Raw genomic sequence first — 14,579 nt, forward strand, 5'->3', positions numbered from 1 at the left:
CTCAGCTCTCCATCACGGTTTTCAGCGCGGCGCCGACCCGGACCGGACCGGGGAAATAGTCCCATTCCTGCGCATGCGGATAGGGCGTGTCCCAGCCGGTGACGCGGATGATCGGGGCTTCGAGGTGATAGAAGCAGTTCTCCTGCACCAGCGCCGACAGTTCCGCCCCGAAGCCCGAGGTCTTCGTCGCCTCATGCACGATCACGCAGCGGCCGGTCTTCTGCACCGAGGCGGTGATCGTGTCGAGGTCGATGGGCAGCAGGGTGCGCAGGTCGATCACCTCGGCATCGATGCCGGTCTCGGCGGCGGCGGCCTCGGCCACATAGACCATGGTGCCATAGGCCAGAACGGTCACGTCCTTGCCCTCGCGCCGGATCGCGGCCTTGCCCAGCGGCACGATCTCGTTACCCTCGGGCACCTCGCCCAGAGGGTGCTTCTTCCAGCTTGTCACGGGCCGGTCGTGATGGCCGTCGAAGGGGCCATTATACAGGCGCTTGGGTTCCAGAAAGATCACCGGGTCGGGATCGGCGATGGCGGCCAGCAACAGGCCCTTGGCATCGCGCGGATTGGACGGCACCACGGTCTTCAGCCCCGAGGAATGGGTAAAGAACGCCTCGGGCGACTGGCTGTGGGTCTGGCCGCCGAAGATGCCGCCGCCGGTCGGCATGCGGATCACGATCGGGCAGGTGAAATCCCCGGCCGAGCGGTGGCGCAGCCGTGCCGCCTCGGACACGATCTGGTCCATGCCGGGATAGACGTAGTCGGCGAACTGGATCTCGATCACCGGACGCAGCCCATAGGCGGCCATGCCGATGGCGGTGCCGACAATGCCGGCCTCGTTGATCGGCGCATCGAAGCAGCGCGACTTGCCGTATTTCTTCTGCAGCCCGGCGGTGACGCGGAAGACGCCGCCGAAATAGCCGACATCCTCGCCATAGACGACAACGCGGTCGTCGGCGGCCATGGCGACCTCATGGGCGTCGCGCAGGGCCTCGATCATGGTCATCTGCGCCATCTCAGAACCCCGCTTCCTGACGCTGCCGCACCAGATGCGGCGGCATGGTTTCGAACACACCCTCGAACATGTCGCGGGCCGAGGGCGCGGTGCCCTGGCCCAGCGTGCCATGCGCCTCGGCCGCCTTCTGCGCGGCCACCACCTCGTCCCGGATCTGGGCCTCGGCCTGCACATGGCGATCCTCGGACCAGGCGCCGATGCGGATCAGGTGCCGCTTGAGCCGGTCGATCGGATCGCCCAGCGGCCAAGCCGCGACCTCGTCAGCCGCACGATAGGCCGAGGGGTCGTCGCTGGTCGAATGGCCGCCGGCGCGATAGGTCACATGCTCGATCAGCGTCGGGCCATGGCCCAGCCGCGCCCGCTCGGCCGCCCATTTGGCGACGGCGTGGACCGCCAGATAATCATTGCCATCGACCCGGACCGAGGCGATGCCGAAGCCGTGCCCGCGGGCCGCGAAGGTGCCGACACCGCCGCGCGCGATCCCCTGGAAGGTCGAGATCGCCCACTGGTTGTTGACGATGTTCAGGATCACCGGCGCATTATAGGTCGAGGCAAAGACCATGGCGCTGTGGAAATCCGACTCGGCGGTCGAGCCGTCGCCGATCCAGCCCGTCGCGATGCGCGTATCGCCCGAGATGGCCGAGGCCATCGCCCAGCCCACCGCCTGGACGAATTGCGTGCCCAGATTGCCCGAGATGCTGAAGAAGCCGTGTTCCTTCGAGGAATACATGATCGGCAATTGCCGACCATGCAGCGGATCCTTCGCGTTGGAATAGATCTGGTTCATCATCGTCTGCATCGGATAGTCGCGCGCGATCAGCAGCCCGGCTTGGCGATAGGTGGGGAAGTTCATGTCCCCGTCCTCCAGCGCCATGGCGAAGGCGCAGCTGACCGCCTCCTCGCCCAGATGCTGCATGTAGAAGCTGGTCTTGCCCTGCCGCTGCGCGGTCAGCATCCGCGCGTCGAAGGCCCGCAGCAGCATCATGTGCCGCAGTCCCTGCAGCAGGTCGTCCTGCGACAGACCCTCGGCCCATGGCCCGACCGCCTCGGCCTCCTTGTTCAGCACCCGGATGATCGAGAAGGCCATGTCGCGGATGTCGTCGGGATCGACATCGACCGGCGGGCGATCCACCGCACCTGCGCGCGGGATCACGAAATCCGAGAAATCGGGCGTGTCGCCGGGCCGGCATCCCGGCTCGGGCACGTTCAGCGACAGCGGCGGGGTGTCGGTCATCAGACGCTCCTTTCGGCGGAAGCCAGAATCTCTTTTACCATATCGCTGGCGATCGCGGTCGTGGTCCGGCCTTCCTTGTCGGCGCGGGCCAGCATCGAATCGACCCGGGCGGCGATGCCCGACAGCCGGTCGCGCCGATAGCCGGGGCCGGCCTTGTGGATCTCGCCCGCGACGCTGATGATGCCGCCCGCGTTCACGACATAGTCGGGAAGGTAACGGATGCCGCGCGCGCGCAGTTCCTCGGCGATGCCGGGCTGGGCAAGCTGGTTGTTGGCGGCGCCGCAGACCAGTTTCGCGGTCAGTTGCGGCACCGTGGTCTCATCGAGGATCGCCCCGAGCGCGCAGGGCGCGAAGATATCCATCTGCGTCGCGAAGACCTGATCGGGCGCGATCACGCGGGCGCCAAGGTCGCGCTCGGCCCGCGCCAGCGCGGCCTTGTCGATATCGGTCACGATCAGGCTGGCCCCGGCCGCGTGCAGCTTTTCGGCCAGCGACATGCCGACATGGCCAAGCCCCTGAATAAGAACCTGACGGCCGGTCAGATCATCGCTGCCGAACACATGCATTACCCCGACGCGCAGGCACTGGAACACGCCCTCGGCGGTGAAGGGCGAGGGGTCGCCGCTGCCATACTGTCCGCCTTCAAGCCCGACCGCATAGGCGGTCTCGGTCGCCACCTGCGCCATGTCCTCGGGCGAGATGCCGACATCCTCGGCGGTGTAATAGGCGCCCTCCAGCGCGTTCACCGCGCGCCCGAAGGCGCGGAACATCTGGGGCGTCTTGTCGCGCCGGGCATCGCCCAGAATGACCGACTTGCCGCCGCCGAGGCCCAGATCGGCCATCGCGTTCTTGTAGGTCATGCCCTCGGCCAGCCGCTGCACGTCGCGGCGCGCCTCGTCCCAGCCGGCATAGTCCCACATCCGGCAGCCGCCGGCGGCGGGGCCAAGCACGGTCGAATGGATGCAGATCAGCGCCCGCAGCCCGCTTTCGGGATCCTCGATGCGGACGAGGCGCTCAAAACCTTGGGGCGGGGTTTCATCGGTCAGGTTCAGGGGCATGGTGTCCAATCCAGATGGCGGGTTTTGCCCAGTCTATACCCTGTCTGAGAGTGAAAACAGTCGGTCAGATCTTGGCTTCGGCAGAGATTTTGGTGATATTCACCATGACGCAAGGATAATCAGATGAAAATCGCTATCGATCACGCGGATCGCAGGATATTAGCTGCAGTGCAGAAAGACGGGCGCATCAGCCTGACCGATCTGGCCGAGCAGGTCGGCCTGTCGGCGACACCCTGCAAGCGCCGTCTGGCGCGGCTGGAGGACAGCGGTGTGATCGCCGGCTATCAGGCCCGGATCGACCCGGTGGCCAGCGGCTTCGGCATCACCGTTTTCGTCTCGGTCGAACTGGAACGGCAGCAGGTTGCCGAGTTGAGCCGGTTTCAGCAGGCGGTCGCCGGTTTCGACGAGGTGGTGACTGGCACGCTGATGACCGGCAGCCAGGATTTCCTGCTGGAAGTGGCGGTCGAAAGCCTCGAGGAATACGAGCGTTTCCTGCAGACCCGCCTGCTGAAGGTCGAGGGGATCCGCGCCGTCAGATCGCGCTTTGCCCTGCGCAAGTTCATCGACCGGGCCAGGATCCCCTGATGCCGGGGGGCACCGCAAATCCCGTCCGTTCCCCGCATCATCGTTGAAAAGGCAGGGGCGGGCGATCTTACGGGGCGTCCGGCCTCCGCCTCTCCAGCCGGATCGGGATGCCGCTGCGGCCGCGTACCGTCAGCCGCGCCGTCGGTATCGGAGGGACCACGCCCGGTGACAGCCGGAAGGCGGCGGCGATCCGCGCCAGCATCAGCACGCCTTCGACCATCGCAAATCCCGCGCCGGGGCAGACGCGCTGCCCGGCAGAGAAGGGGATATAGGCCAGGCGCGCGCTGGCCTTGCCCTCGGCTGTCTCCCAGCGGGCCGGGTCGAATTCGTCGGGGCGGTCCCACAGCCTTTCGTGCCGGTGCAGATGCCAGGGAGACAGCACCAGTTGCGCGCCGGGCGGCACCTCGCGGTCGCGGAAGTTTTCGGGCCGGGTCGCCTCGCGCACCATCATCGGCACCGGCGGATAAAGTCGCAGCGCCTCGCGAAACACCGCCCGGCTGGCCCTGAGGCCCGCGACCGCGCAGAAATCGGGGGCCATCGCCGCGCCCTCGGCCGCCACGCGATCCTGCCAGTCGGGATGGGTCGCCAGCAGCCACAGCGCCCAGGCCAGCGCCGAGGCGCTGGTCTCGTGCCCGGCCAGAAAGAAGATCGCCACCTGATCGACCATTTCCGCGCCGTCAAAGCAGCGTCCGGTTTCCGGGTCCGGCGTGGTCATGATCTTGGTTGCCAGATCGTCGGGGGCGGTGCCCGCCGCGATCGCTGCCAGCCGCTGGCTCACCAGATCCTCGATCAGCCCGCGGATCTCGGCCGCGGTCTGCCGCGTGCGCCGCGAATGCAGGCGCGGCAGCCAGCGCGGCAGCGGCACAAGCGCTGCAAGGTTCACGATGGGCTGGGCGTCCTGATGGGCGCGGAAGGCGCGAAAGACACGGGCCGCGATCTCATGCTCGATCGGCAGCGAGAACAGCGCCCGGAAGATCACGTCGGCGGCGGCGTGGCTGGCCTCGGGTTCGATGTCGATCTCGCCGGGGCGCAGGCGCGCGACCGCGGCTTCGGTCGCCGACCAGATGGCGGGAAAGACCTCGCGCAGCCGGCCGCCCTCGAAGGCGGGGTCGATGATGCGGCGCTGATGCGCCCATTCCTCGCCATTGGTGACGAAAACCGAATTGCCCAGCAAGGGAGCCAGTCCCTCGCGCAGCCGGTTCGATTTCGGGAAGTCGCCGGGCCGCTCCTGCAGGATCAGCCGGACCAGCGCCGGGTCGTTGCAGACGAAGCTGTGGATCAGCGGGCTGCGGAACTCGGCCATCCAGGCGCGGTACAATCGGGCGGGCAGGGCCGACAGCAGGTCGCGGCGAAAGGCGCGGGCCAGCCGCAGGACCGAGCCGCGCCCCTCGGCGCTGTCGGGCTTGGGCGGGATCATGGGCGCCTGCCCACAGGGCGGGTGATGCGGCCGGGCGAATGGCTGCGGGCGGCAAAGCGCGACGCCAGCGGCCGGGGGCCGGCGGTGATGGCGAAATAGTCGTAATCGCCGGGCCGGTCGAAGGCGTGCAGGTACTGGAAATGCAGCCGGAACCAGCGGTGGCGCAGGCTGCGCTGCATCTGCGGCGACAGCGTCCGGGTGAAGGCGGCCGAGACGACCAGCGGCCAGCGTTGCCCCGGCCCCGCCACACCGCTGACCGCGACCGGATCGCAGAGGCCAAAGCAGCAGGCGTCACCCGGTGCCGAGACATCCAGCCAGAAGATGCCGGGCTGCTCGGACAGGAAGGCCAGATCGGCGCGCAGCCGGTCCGCCCTCGGCAGGAACGAGGCCATCGGCACGACCTGCCCAAGCGTCATCAGGGCCAGCGCCGGTCCCTGCGGGGGAACCCGGCCGGAACGGATCACATCGGCCAGCAGCGACACCGCCAGATAGGCGCCCGAGGAATGGCCGACCACCAGCACCTCGTCCACCTCCTCGTTCAGCGCCCCGGCCAGCTGGTCCGAGAATCGGGCAAGCCGGGCCTCCAGCGCCTCGGGATAGGCGCCGCGATCGCGGGCGGTGAAGGCATAGTCGTGCATCAGGTAATGGGCATAAAGCCTGCCGTCGAGACGACGAAACCAGATCAGCAGGGCACAGGCGACCAGCGCGGCCAAAGGCAGGCCCAGCCACCAGCCGCCAAGCCGCGCCCCCGCCCAGCCCGCCACCGCGCCGAGCGCGAGCGCCAGAAGGCCCTGCAGCAGCAGCATGGCGACGGGGTAGAGGGCGGCAAGCACAGGCCCGCGCCGCAAGCGCATAAGCCGGAACAGCGTGCCCGTGCCGATATAGATCCATGCTGTCGTGACCAGCTGGGCATAGGTGGCGGGAATGCCGTGACGCATCGATGCCTGCACCAGATCGTCCCAGATCAGCACCTCGAACCTTGCCTCGGCCTCGCCGTCGGAGAAATGTCCGATGCTGCACCAGCCGAAGCCGGTGCCGCGCTGGCGCGGGCTCGGCGCGATCCGGTAACCGGAAATCCCGGCCTGCCGGGCCGATTCACGGCGAAACATCTCGCGATAGCGGCGGGGCGGGATCGGGTCGAAGCCGGGGATATAGAGAATGCGGCGGCGGAACGGGCGCGTCATCGAAAAGCCTTGTCGTTGCGCGCCAGAATAGGAGAAATCGGGCGGGCGGCAAGCCGTCAGCCCTGCGACCAGCGCGCCTCCTGGGCTTCGATGGCGGCGATGCGTTGCGCGGTCGGCGGGTGCGACAGCAGCCAGGCCGGCGCGCCCGCCGCCACCCGGCCGCCGGCAAGGCTGTCCAGCTTGCGAAACAGGGATTTCTGCGGGCCGGTTCCCAGACCGGCGCGGATCATCAGCGCGCTGGCAAAGCGGTCGGCCTCGAACTCGTCCTGCCGCGACAGCCGCGCCGCGACGGCGCTGGCGACCAGATTGGCGATCCAGGCGCCGATTCCGGGCAGAAAGCGGCCGAGCACCCCGGTCAGCGCCAGCCGGATCGCGTTCTGGCCGGCGAAATCGATCATCCGCCGGCGGGCATGGCCATGCGAGACATGGCCCAGCTCATGCGCGATGACACTGGCCAGTTCTTCGGGCGTGACCTCGCAGGCATCCAGCTTGCGGATGAAGCCGCGGGTCAGGAAGATGCGGCCATCGGGGGCGGCAAGGCCGTTGATCGGCTCGACCTCGTAGATATGCGCGCGGATCGGCGGCAGATCCATCGCCTCGCCCAGACGCTTCAGCACCGGCGTCAGGCGGGGATGGTTCAGCGGCGTCGATTTCTCGCGCAGGTCCTGCTTCAGGCGCCATGCGGAAAAGAACCACATGACGGCCATCCAGACGAGCAGCAACAGAAGAGGCGTCAGCTTCAGCATGATTCTCAGATAGGGTCGCAGACGGGCCTGCGCCAGAGACGGCTGGCGGAACCCGGTGCCTTCAGACGGGGTCGGAGTCCCGCCCTGACCCAAAGCGTCGCCAGGCATGGCGACCCAGCCAGACCAGCAGGGCAAGGACGGCCCCGACCGCCAGTGCCTTCACCGCAGCGCCTTCCGCATCTCGGAACTGGCGACCGAAGAGGTGGCCCAGCGTCAGGTGCAGCGCTGCCCACAGGAATTCGCCGGCAGCCGAGGCGGCCAGAAACCGGGGCAGGGGAAGCCCGGCCATGCCCGAGACGTAGTTGGTCGCCGGACCAAGCGGCGTCAGCAGCCAGCGCGACAGGAAGACGGCCATCGCCCCGCGCCGCGCGATGAAGTCATGTGCCTTGGCCAGGACCGCGGCGCTGCGGCTGCCGGGGCTGTCCAGCCATGGCCCGATCCGCCGGGCCAGCAGGAAGGCCGCCAGATCGCCCAGCGTCGCGCCGACGAAGGCCGCGACGACCAGTTCGGGCAGATAGAGATGGCCGGTTCCGGACAGCGCCCCCGCAGTCAGCAGCAGAAACGAGGTCGGAAATGGCAGCATCAGGCATGAGAGGAAGGCCGAAACCCCGATCAGCCAGGGCCCCCATTGCGGCAGCAGCGCCAGCAGTTCCTGTTTCACCCCAGCACCCGCATCGCCTGCGTCAGCCCCTCCAGTGTCAGCGGCATCATCCGGCTTTCGAAGATCTGGCCGATCATACGGATCGACTGGGTATATTGCCAGTGCCGTTCCGGCACCGGGTTCAGCCAGACATGATCGGGCCAGGTCTCGCAGGCGCGGCGCAGCCACAACTCGCCCGCCTCCTCGTTCCAGTGTTCGTTCGCCCCGCCCGGCACCGCGATCTCATAGGGCGACATCGAGGCATCGCCGACAAAGAGGCATTTATAGTCGCGCCCGAAGCGGTGCAGGATGTCCCAGGTCGGAGTCTGCTCGGTCCAGCGGCGGTGATTGTCCTTCCAGACCCCCTCGTAGAGGCAGTTATGGAAGTAGAAATGCTCCATATGCTTGAACTCGGCGCGGGCGGCGCTGAACAGTTCGTCGACCAGCCGCGTATGGTCGTCCATCGAGCCGCCGACATCCAGAAACAGCAGCACCTTGACGGCGTTGTGACGCTCGGGCCGGGTCTGCACGTCGATATAACCGTGATCGGCGGTGGCGCGGATGGTCGCGGGCAGGTCCAGTTCCTCGGCGGCACCGTGACGCGCCCATTGCCGCAGGCGTTTCAGCGCGACCTTGATGTTGCGGGTGCCCAGTTCGACCGAGTCGTCGAAATCGCGGAACTCGCGCTTGTCCCAGACCTTCACGGCGCGGCGGTGGCGGCTTTCATGCTGTCCGATCCGCACGCCCTCGGGGTTGTAGCCATAGGCCCCGAAGGGCGAGGTGCCGGCCGTGCCGATCCACTTGTTGCCGCCCTGATGCCGGCCCTGCTGCTCGGCCAGACGCTCGCGCAGCTTCTTCATCAGTTCCTCAAAGCTGCCGCTGCCCTCGATCGCGGCCTTTTCCTCGTCGGTCAGCAATTTCTCGGCCAGCTTCTCCAGCCATTCCTTCGGGATCGCCTGTTCGGTCACCAAGGCCTCGACCGGGATCTGTTCCAGCCCCGCGAAGCTTTCGGCGAAGGCGCGGTCAAAGCGGTCCAGATGCCGCTCGTCCTTGACCAGCGCGAGCCGGGCGAAGTGATAGAAGCCATCCACCGTCCAGCCGGCGATGCCGGCCTGCATCCCGGTCATCAGGTCCAGCCATTCCCTCAGCGAGACCGGAACCCCCTGCCGGCGCAATGCGTCGAGGAAGGGGATGAACATCAGGCCATCCGGTCGATGACGATCGTGACGAACAGTCCGAGGACCGCGAAGGCCAGGGCATAGCCTGCCGCGTATTGCGCCCGGTCGCGGCCGTTGCCGCCCAGTTGCGCGGCCCGGCGCCAGCCCACAAGGGCGCCCAGGACGATGGTTGCGATCACGATCATGGCTGCCTCGGTCGGTGGATACCCCTCGCAGATAGACCGCCGCAGCCTTGGGCGCAACCGCGGGACGCCGGGCCGAAGGCGGCCCGTCTTGTCGCATCGGTGCAAGCAGACTAGCTTTGCCCCTCATCCGGGGAGGGGCGGCCATGCAGGATATCGGCGAGTATGACTTCATCGTGATCGGTGCGGGCTCGGCCGGCTGCGTGCTGGCCAACCGGCTGTCGGCCGATCCGCGCCATCGGGTGCTGCTGCTGGAAGCCGGCGGCAGCGACAACCGGTTCTGGCTTCACGTCCCGGTGGGCTATCTCTTCGCGATGGGCAACCCGGCGGTGGACTGGTGCTATCAGACCGAGGCCGATCCCGGGCTGAACGGGCGGCGGCTGAACTATCCGCGCGGGCGTGTGCTGGGCGGCTGCTCGTCGATCAACGGCATGATCTACATGCGCGGGCAGGCGGCAGATTACGACCGCTGGCGGCAGGCCGGCAATCCCGGCTGGGGCTGGGACGACGTGCTGCCGCTGTTCCGCCGTTCGGAACGTCACTACGGACCGGCCAATGACGCGCATGGGACCGAGGGCGAATTGCGGGTCGAGCAGCAGCGGCTGCGCTGGCCGATCCTCGATGCGGTGGCCGAGGCCGCGCAGGAAATGGGCCTGCCGGTCTGCGAGGATTTCAACAGCGGCGACAACGAGGGCGTCGGCTATTTCCCGGTCAACCAGCGCGGCGGCATCCGCTGGAACGCGCGCAAGGCCTTCCTGAACCCGGCCCGCGGCCGCCCGAACCTGCGCATCGAAACCCATGCCCAGGTCGAGCGGCTGAGCCTTGAGGGCCGCCGCGCGACCGGTGCGGTCTTCATCCAGAACGGCCGCCGGATGCAGGCCCGGGCGCGCGGCGAGGTGGTGCTGGCGGCCGGCGCGATCAATTCCCCGGCGCTGCTGGAACTGAGCGGCATCGGGCAGGGCGCCCGGCTGGCGGCGTTGGGTATCGACACGCTGCTGGACGCGCCGGGCGTGGGCGAGAACCTGCAGGATCACCTGCAACTGCGCACGGTGTTCCGCATCAGCGGCGCGAAGACGCTGAACGACCGGGCGCGCACGCTGTGGGGCAAGGCCGGGATCGGGCTGGAATATGCGCTGCGCCGCTCGGGGCCGATGGCGATGGCACCCAGCCAGCTGGGCATCTTCGCCAAATCCTCGGAGGCCTATGAGACGGCGAATATCGAATATCACGTCCAGCCGCTGTCGCTGGAGAAATTCGGCGAGCCGCTGCATGATTTTCCCGGGCTGACGGTCTCGGTCTGCAATCTGCGGCCCGAAAGCCGCGGCCACAGCCATGTCACCGCGCCCGACCCGAAGGCCGCGCCCGCGATCGCGCTGAACTACCTGTCAACGCCCAGCGACCGGCAGGTGGCCATCGACAGCCTGCGTCATGCGCGGCGGCTGATGGAGACGCGGCGGATGGCCGCATTCGCGCCGCAGGAGATGAAGCCCGGCGCACATCTGCAAAGCGACGCGGATCTGGCGCAGGCGGCGGGCGATGTCGGCACGACGATCTTCCACCCGGTCGGCACCACGAAGATGGGCACCGATCCGATGGCGGTGGTCGACCCGGAACTGCGGGTCATCGGGATCGAACGGCTGCGGATCGCGGATGCCGGGATCATGCCCTCGATCGTCTCGGGTAACACCCATGCCCCGGTCACGATGATCGCCGAGAAGGCGGCCGGGATGATCCTCGCCGCGGCCCGGTAAGGCGGGCCAGCCGTTTCGCCTGTCCGGCTGCGGCTTCGCCGATTGCGCTGTCCGGGCTGGCCGGGATAATGTGCCGCCATGAGCCCGAAATCCCCCCGTTTCATTCACCTCCGCACCCATTCCGAACATTCGCTGCTGGAAGGGGCCGTGCCCGTCGGCAAGCTGCCCGCACTGGCCGCCGAGGCCGGGATGCCGGCGGTCGCGCTGACCGATACGAACGCCATGTTCGCGGCGCTGGAATTCAGTGTGAAGGCGCTCGACAAGGGGGTGCAGCCGATCGTCGGCTGTCAGGTGACGCTTGCCGCCGAGGTGACCGGCCCGGTCGTGCTGCTGGCGCAGGATCAGGCCGGCTGGCTGAACCTGATGGCGCTGAATTCCTGTCTCTATCTGCGCCGCGACGGCAGCCTGCCGCATGTGACGCTGGACGAACTCTGCGACCGCTCCGACGGGCTGATCTGTCTCACCGGCGGGCCGGGCGGGCCATTGGGCCAACTGATCGCGCAGGGGCAGGCCGACAAGGCGGCGGCCCTCGCCGGGCGGCTGGCCGCGGCCTTCCCGACCCGGCTCTATGTCGAATTGCAGCGCCATCCGGGCGAGAATGGCGGGCTGATGGAGGCCGAGGCGGCCTCCGAGGCCGGGCTGATCGAACTGGCCTATGCCAGGGGCCTGCCGCTGGTTGCCACCAATGATGTCCATTTCCCCAGGCCCGAGATGTACGAGGCGCATGACGCGCTGATCTGCATCAGCGAGAAAGCCTATGTGGACCAGTCGCAGCCGCGCCGCCGCCTGACCCCGCAGCATTACTTCAAGTCGGCCGAGGAAATGGCGGTGCTGTTCGCCGACCTGCCCGAGGCGCTGGAGAATACGGTGGAAATCGCCCGCCGCTGCGCCTTCGCGGTGACCAGGCACAAGCCGATCCTGCCGAAATTCGCCGAGAACGAGGTCGAGGAACTGCGCCGTCAGGCCCGCGAGGGGCTGGAGGCGCGGCTGAAGGTCATCCCCCATTCGGTGCCGGTCGAGGAGTATCACCAGCGGCTGGATTTCGAGCTGGGCATCATCGAGCAGATGGGCTTTCCCGGCTATTTCCTGATCGTTGCCGATTTCATCAAATGGGCCAAGGATCACGATATCCCGGTCGGGCCGGGGCGGGGCTCGGGCGCGGGCAGTCTTGTCGCCTATGCGCTGACCATCACCGACCTCGACCCGCTGCGCTATTCCCTGCTGTTCGAGCGCTTCCTGAACCCGGAACGGGTCTCGATGCCGGATTTCGACATCGATTTCTGCATGGACCGCCGCGAAGAGGTGATCCGCTACGTTCAGGAGAAATACGGCGAGGACAAGGTCGGCCAGATCATCACTTTCGGCGCGCTGCTGTCGAAGGCCGCCGTCCGCGATGTCGGCCGCGTACTGCAGATGCCCTTCGGGCAGGTGGACCGGCTGTCGAAGATGATCCCGGTCGAGGGGGTAAAGCCGGTCAGCGTGACCAAGGCCCGCGCCGAGGAACCCCGCCTGCGCGAGGCCGCCCGCGAAGAGGTGGTGGCGCGCCTGCTGGACTATGCCGAGAAGATCGAGGGCCTCTATCGCAATGCCTCGACCCATGCCGCCGGTGTGGTGATCGGGGACCGGCCGCTGGACAGGCTGGTGCCGCTGTACCGCGATCCGGGATCCGAGATGCCGGCCACCCAGTTCAACATGAAATGGGTCGAGCAGGCGGGGCTGGTGAAGTTCGACTTTCTGGGCCTGAAGACCCTGACGGTGATCCAGAACGCGGTCGATCTGATCAATGGCGGCGGCCGGCCCCTGCATGTCGCGGCGGACGGGCGGCGGCTCTATGATCCGCCCGAGGGGGCCGAGAATCAGATCAACGCCATCCCGCTGGACGACAAGGCGAGTTACGACCTGTTCGCCAGTGCCCGCACCGTGGCGGTGTTCCAGGTCGAAAGCTCGGGCATGATGGATGCGCTGCGGCGCATGAAGCCGACCTGCATCGAGGATATCGTGGCGCTGGTCGCGCTCTATCGTCCCGGCCCGATGGAGAACATCCCGACCTATTGCGAGGTTAAGAACGGGCTGCGCGATCTGGAATCGATCCATCCCAGCATCGACCATATCCTGGCCGAAACCCAGGGCATCATCGTCTATCAGGAACAGGTGATGCAGATCGCGCAGGTCATGGCGGGATACAGCCTTGGCGGCGCCGACCTGCTGCGCCGCGCCATGGGGAAGAAGATCGCCGCCGAGATGGCCAAGGAGCGGCCGAAATTCATCACCGGCAGCGTCGGGAACGGCGTCCCCGAGAAGAAGGCCGGCGAGGTCTTCGACCTGCTGGAGAAATTCGCCAATTACGGCTTCAACAAGTCGCATGCGGCGGCCTATGCCGTGGTCAGCTATCAGACCGCCTGGCTGAAGGCCAATCACCCGGTCGAGTTCATGGCCGCGGTGATGAACTGCGATATCCACCTGACCGACAAGCTGGCCGTCTATAAACGCGAATGCGACCGGATGGGGATCGAGATCGTCGCGCCCTGCGTCAACCGCTCGGCCCCGAAATTCACCGTGAGGGACGGGCGCATCCACTATGCCCTGGGTGCGTTGAAGGGGGTCGGGGTCGACGCCATGCGGCTGATCGAGGAGGCGCGCGGCGATCGGCCCTTCGCCGGCATGCATGATTTCGCCCGCCGCGTGGACATGAAGCGGGTGGGCAAGCGGCCGCTGGAGATGCTGGCCCGGGCCGGGGCCTTCGACGCGCTGGACGACAACCGCGCGCGGGTGATGAAATCGCTGGACGGGCTGGTCGCATGGTCGGCGGCGGTGCAGGAACAGGCCGCGTCCTCGCAGACCAGCCTGTTCGGCGGCGGCGAGGATCTGCCGCCGCCCCGCGCCGCCCTGGCGCAGGTCTGGCTGCCGACCGAGAAGCTGGGCGAGGAACACAAGGCCGTGGGCTTCTACCTGTCGGGGCATCCGCTGGATGACTACCTGCCCGCCCTGCGGCGCAAGAAGGTGCAGACGCTGGCCGAGATCAGCGCGGATGCGACGGGCGGTCCCCTTGTGGCCAGCATCGCCGGCACCGTGGCCGCGCGGCAGGAGCGCAAATCGGCCAAGGGCACGCAATATGCCTTTGTCAGCCTGTCCGACCCGACCGGGCTTTACGAGGTCACGGTGTTTTCCGACCTGCTGAACGCGGCCCGCGACCGGCTGGAGCCGGGCGAGAACGTGGTCTTGCAGGTGAAGGTCGAACCCTCGGGCGATCAGGTGAAGATGCTGGCGAATTCGGTCGCGCGGCTGGAGGAAGCGGTGGCCGATGCCGGTGCCGGCTCTCTGGCGGTCCAGATCCAGGGGGCCGACACCATCCCGCGGCTGGCCGAGGTCCTGGGCCGCATCCGGACCGATATCGCGGCGTCGCCGCGCTCGCGCGGGCCGGTGCTGCTGCGCCTCCGCGAGGGCGACGAGATGATCGAGATCGAGGTTGCCAACGACATGCCGCTGACCACGCCCGCGCGGCAGGCGCTGCGCGCGGTGCCGGGTGTGCTGGAGGTCATTGAGGAATAGGCGCGGCCGCGTGCCTTGCCCGGGGAAGCTTGGAAGAACG

General features: G+C 67.7%; 12 protein-coding genes. 3 read left to right on the top strand and 9 right to left on the bottom strand.

Translation table 11 applies throughout. The features are described from left to right. Nucleotide 1: 1 nt before the first annotated feature. From KNW02_RS07865 to KNW02_RS07875, 3 genes are read right to left on the bottom strand one after another with little or no spacing between them, the layout of a single operon-like run. Nucleotides 2–1,015, bottom strand: a complete 1,014-nt coding sequence (locus KNW02_RS07865) for an alpha-ketoacid dehydrogenase subunit beta (protein WP_216032714.1) — start codon at nt 1,013–1,015, stop codon at nt 2–4. A gap of 1 nt (nt 1,016) precedes the next feature. Further along, a complete protein-coding gene (locus KNW02_RS07870; RefSeq protein ID WP_216032715.1) occupies nt 1,017–2,249 on the bottom strand; it encodes a 3-methyl-2-oxobutanoate dehydrogenase (2-methylpropanoyl-transferring) subunit alpha in 1,233 nt (410 codons plus the stop codon). Then, entirely contained in the window at nt 2,249–3,307 is a 1,059-nt protein-coding gene (locus KNW02_RS07875; protein WP_216032716.1) for a Leu/Phe/Val dehydrogenase, read from the bottom strand. Before KNW02_RS07875 ends, KNW02_RS07870 begins: the two co-directional genes overlap by 1 nt. 123 nt (nt 3,308–3,430) lie before the next feature. Here KNW02_RS07875 and KNW02_RS07880 point away from each other — a divergent pair, with 123 nt between their 5' ends. After that, a complete protein-coding gene (locus tag KNW02_RS07880; RefSeq protein ID WP_216032717.1) occupies nt 3,431–3,892 on the top strand; it encodes an Lrp/AsnC family transcriptional regulator in 462 nt (153 codons plus the stop codon). Nucleotides 3,893–3,959: 67 nt separating this feature from the next. Here KNW02_RS07880 and KNW02_RS07885 read toward each other — a convergent pair whose 3' ends face one another. The 6 genes from KNW02_RS07885 to KNW02_RS07910 form a co-directional block, all read right to left on the bottom strand. Further along, nucleotides 3,960–5,309, bottom strand: a complete 1,350-nt coding sequence (locus KNW02_RS07885) for a cytochrome P450 (protein WP_216032718.1) — start codon at nt 5,307–5,309, stop codon at nt 3,960–3,962. Further along, nucleotides 5,306–6,493, bottom strand: a complete 1,188-nt coding sequence (locus KNW02_RS07890) for a hypothetical protein (RefSeq protein ID WP_216032719.1) — start codon at nt 6,491–6,493, stop codon at nt 5,306–5,308. The genes KNW02_RS07885 and KNW02_RS07890 overlap by 4 nt, the downstream gene beginning before the upstream one ends. A 56-nt stretch (nt 6,494–6,549) precedes the next feature. Then, the gene (locus KNW02_RS07895) at nt 6,550–7,239 is read right to left on the bottom strand and encodes a M48 family metallopeptidase (RefSeq protein WP_216032720.1); all 690 of its coding nucleotides are present in this window, start codon (nt 7,237–7,239) and stop codon (nt 6,550–6,552) included. 61 nt (nt 7,240–7,300) lie between these two features. Then, a complete protein-coding gene (locus KNW02_RS07900) occupies nt 7,301–7,900 on the bottom strand; it encodes a DedA family protein (RefSeq protein ID WP_216032721.1) in 600 nt (199 codons plus the stop codon). Then, on the bottom strand, nt 7,897–9,078 hold the full coding sequence (locus KNW02_RS07905; RefSeq protein WP_216032722.1) for a vWA domain-containing protein: 1,182 nt from the start codon (nt 9,076–9,078) through the stop codon (nt 7,897–7,899). Before KNW02_RS07905 ends, KNW02_RS07900 begins: the two co-directional genes overlap by 4 nt. Continuing rightward, nucleotides 9,078–9,242 (bottom strand): hypothetical protein, encoded by a 165-nt coding sequence (locus KNW02_RS07910; protein ID WP_216032723.1) that lies wholly within the window; start codon nt 9,240–9,242, stop codon nt 9,078–9,080. Before KNW02_RS07910 ends, KNW02_RS07905 begins: the two co-directional genes overlap by 1 nt. A gap of 143 nt (nt 9,243–9,385) precedes the next feature. On the opposite strand from KNW02_RS07910, the gene KNW02_RS07915 reads away from it, so the two are divergent. Then, entirely contained in the window at nt 9,386–10,990 is a 1,605-nt protein-coding gene (locus tag KNW02_RS07915; RefSeq protein WP_216032724.1) for a GMC family oxidoreductase, read from the top strand. A 78-nt stretch (nt 10,991–11,068) separates the two neighbouring features. Beyond that, nucleotides 11,069–14,539: a DNA polymerase III subunit alpha gene (dnaE, locus tag KNW02_RS07920; protein ID WP_216032725.1), complete on the top strand. Its 3,471-nt coding sequence runs from the start codon at nt 11,069–11,071 to the stop codon at nt 14,537–14,539. Nucleotides 14,540–14,579: the final 40 nt, after the last annotated feature.

Source organism: Paracoccus marinaquae (genome assembly GCF_018860165.1).
GTDB classification, from domain to species: domain Bacteria; phylum Pseudomonadota; class Alphaproteobacteria; order Rhodobacterales; family Rhodobacteraceae; genus Paracoccus; species Paracoccus marinaquae.

Bases quoted from the DNA above. Each gene is read 5' to 3' on its own strand.
- KNW02_RS07865 (WP_216032714.1), bottom strand. From the start codon at position 1,015: ATGGCGCAGATGACCATGATCGAGGCCCTGCGCGACGCCCATGAGGTC.
- KNW02_RS07870 (WP_216032715.1), bottom strand. From the start codon at position 2,249: ATGACCGACACCCCGCCGCTGTCGCTGAACGTGCCCGAGCCGGGATGC.
- KNW02_RS07875 (WP_216032716.1), bottom strand. From the start codon at position 3,307: ATGCCCCTGAACCTGACCGATGAAACCCCGCCCCAAGGTTTTGAGCGC.
- KNW02_RS07880 (WP_216032717.1), top strand. From the start codon at position 3,431: ATGAAAATCGCTATCGATCACGCGGATCGCAGGATATTAGCTGCAGTG.
- KNW02_RS07885 (WP_216032718.1), bottom strand. From the start codon at position 5,309: ATGATCCCGCCCAAGCCCGACAGCGCCGAGGGGCGCGGCTCGGTCCTG.
- KNW02_RS07890 (WP_216032719.1), bottom strand. From the start codon at position 6,493: ATGACGCGCCCGTTCCGCCGCCGCATTCTCTATATCCCCGGCTTCGAC.
- KNW02_RS07895 (WP_216032720.1), bottom strand. From the start codon at position 7,239: ATGCTGAAGCTGACGCCTCTTCTGTTGCTGCTCGTCTGGATGGCCGTC.
- KNW02_RS07905 (WP_216032722.1), bottom strand. From the start codon at position 9,078: ATGTTCATCCCCTTCCTCGACGCATTGCGCCGGCAGGGGGTTCCGGTC.
- KNW02_RS07910 (WP_216032723.1), bottom strand. From the start codon at position 9,242: ATGATCGTGATCGCAACCATCGTCCTGGGCGCCCTTGTGGGCTGGCGC.
- KNW02_RS07915 (WP_216032724.1), top strand. From the start codon at position 9,386: ATGCAGGATATCGGCGAGTATGACTTCATCGTGATCGGTGCGGGCTCG.
- dnaE (WP_216032725.1), top strand. From the start codon at position 11,069: ATGAGCCCGAAATCCCCCCGTTTCATTCACCTCCGCACCCATTCCGAA.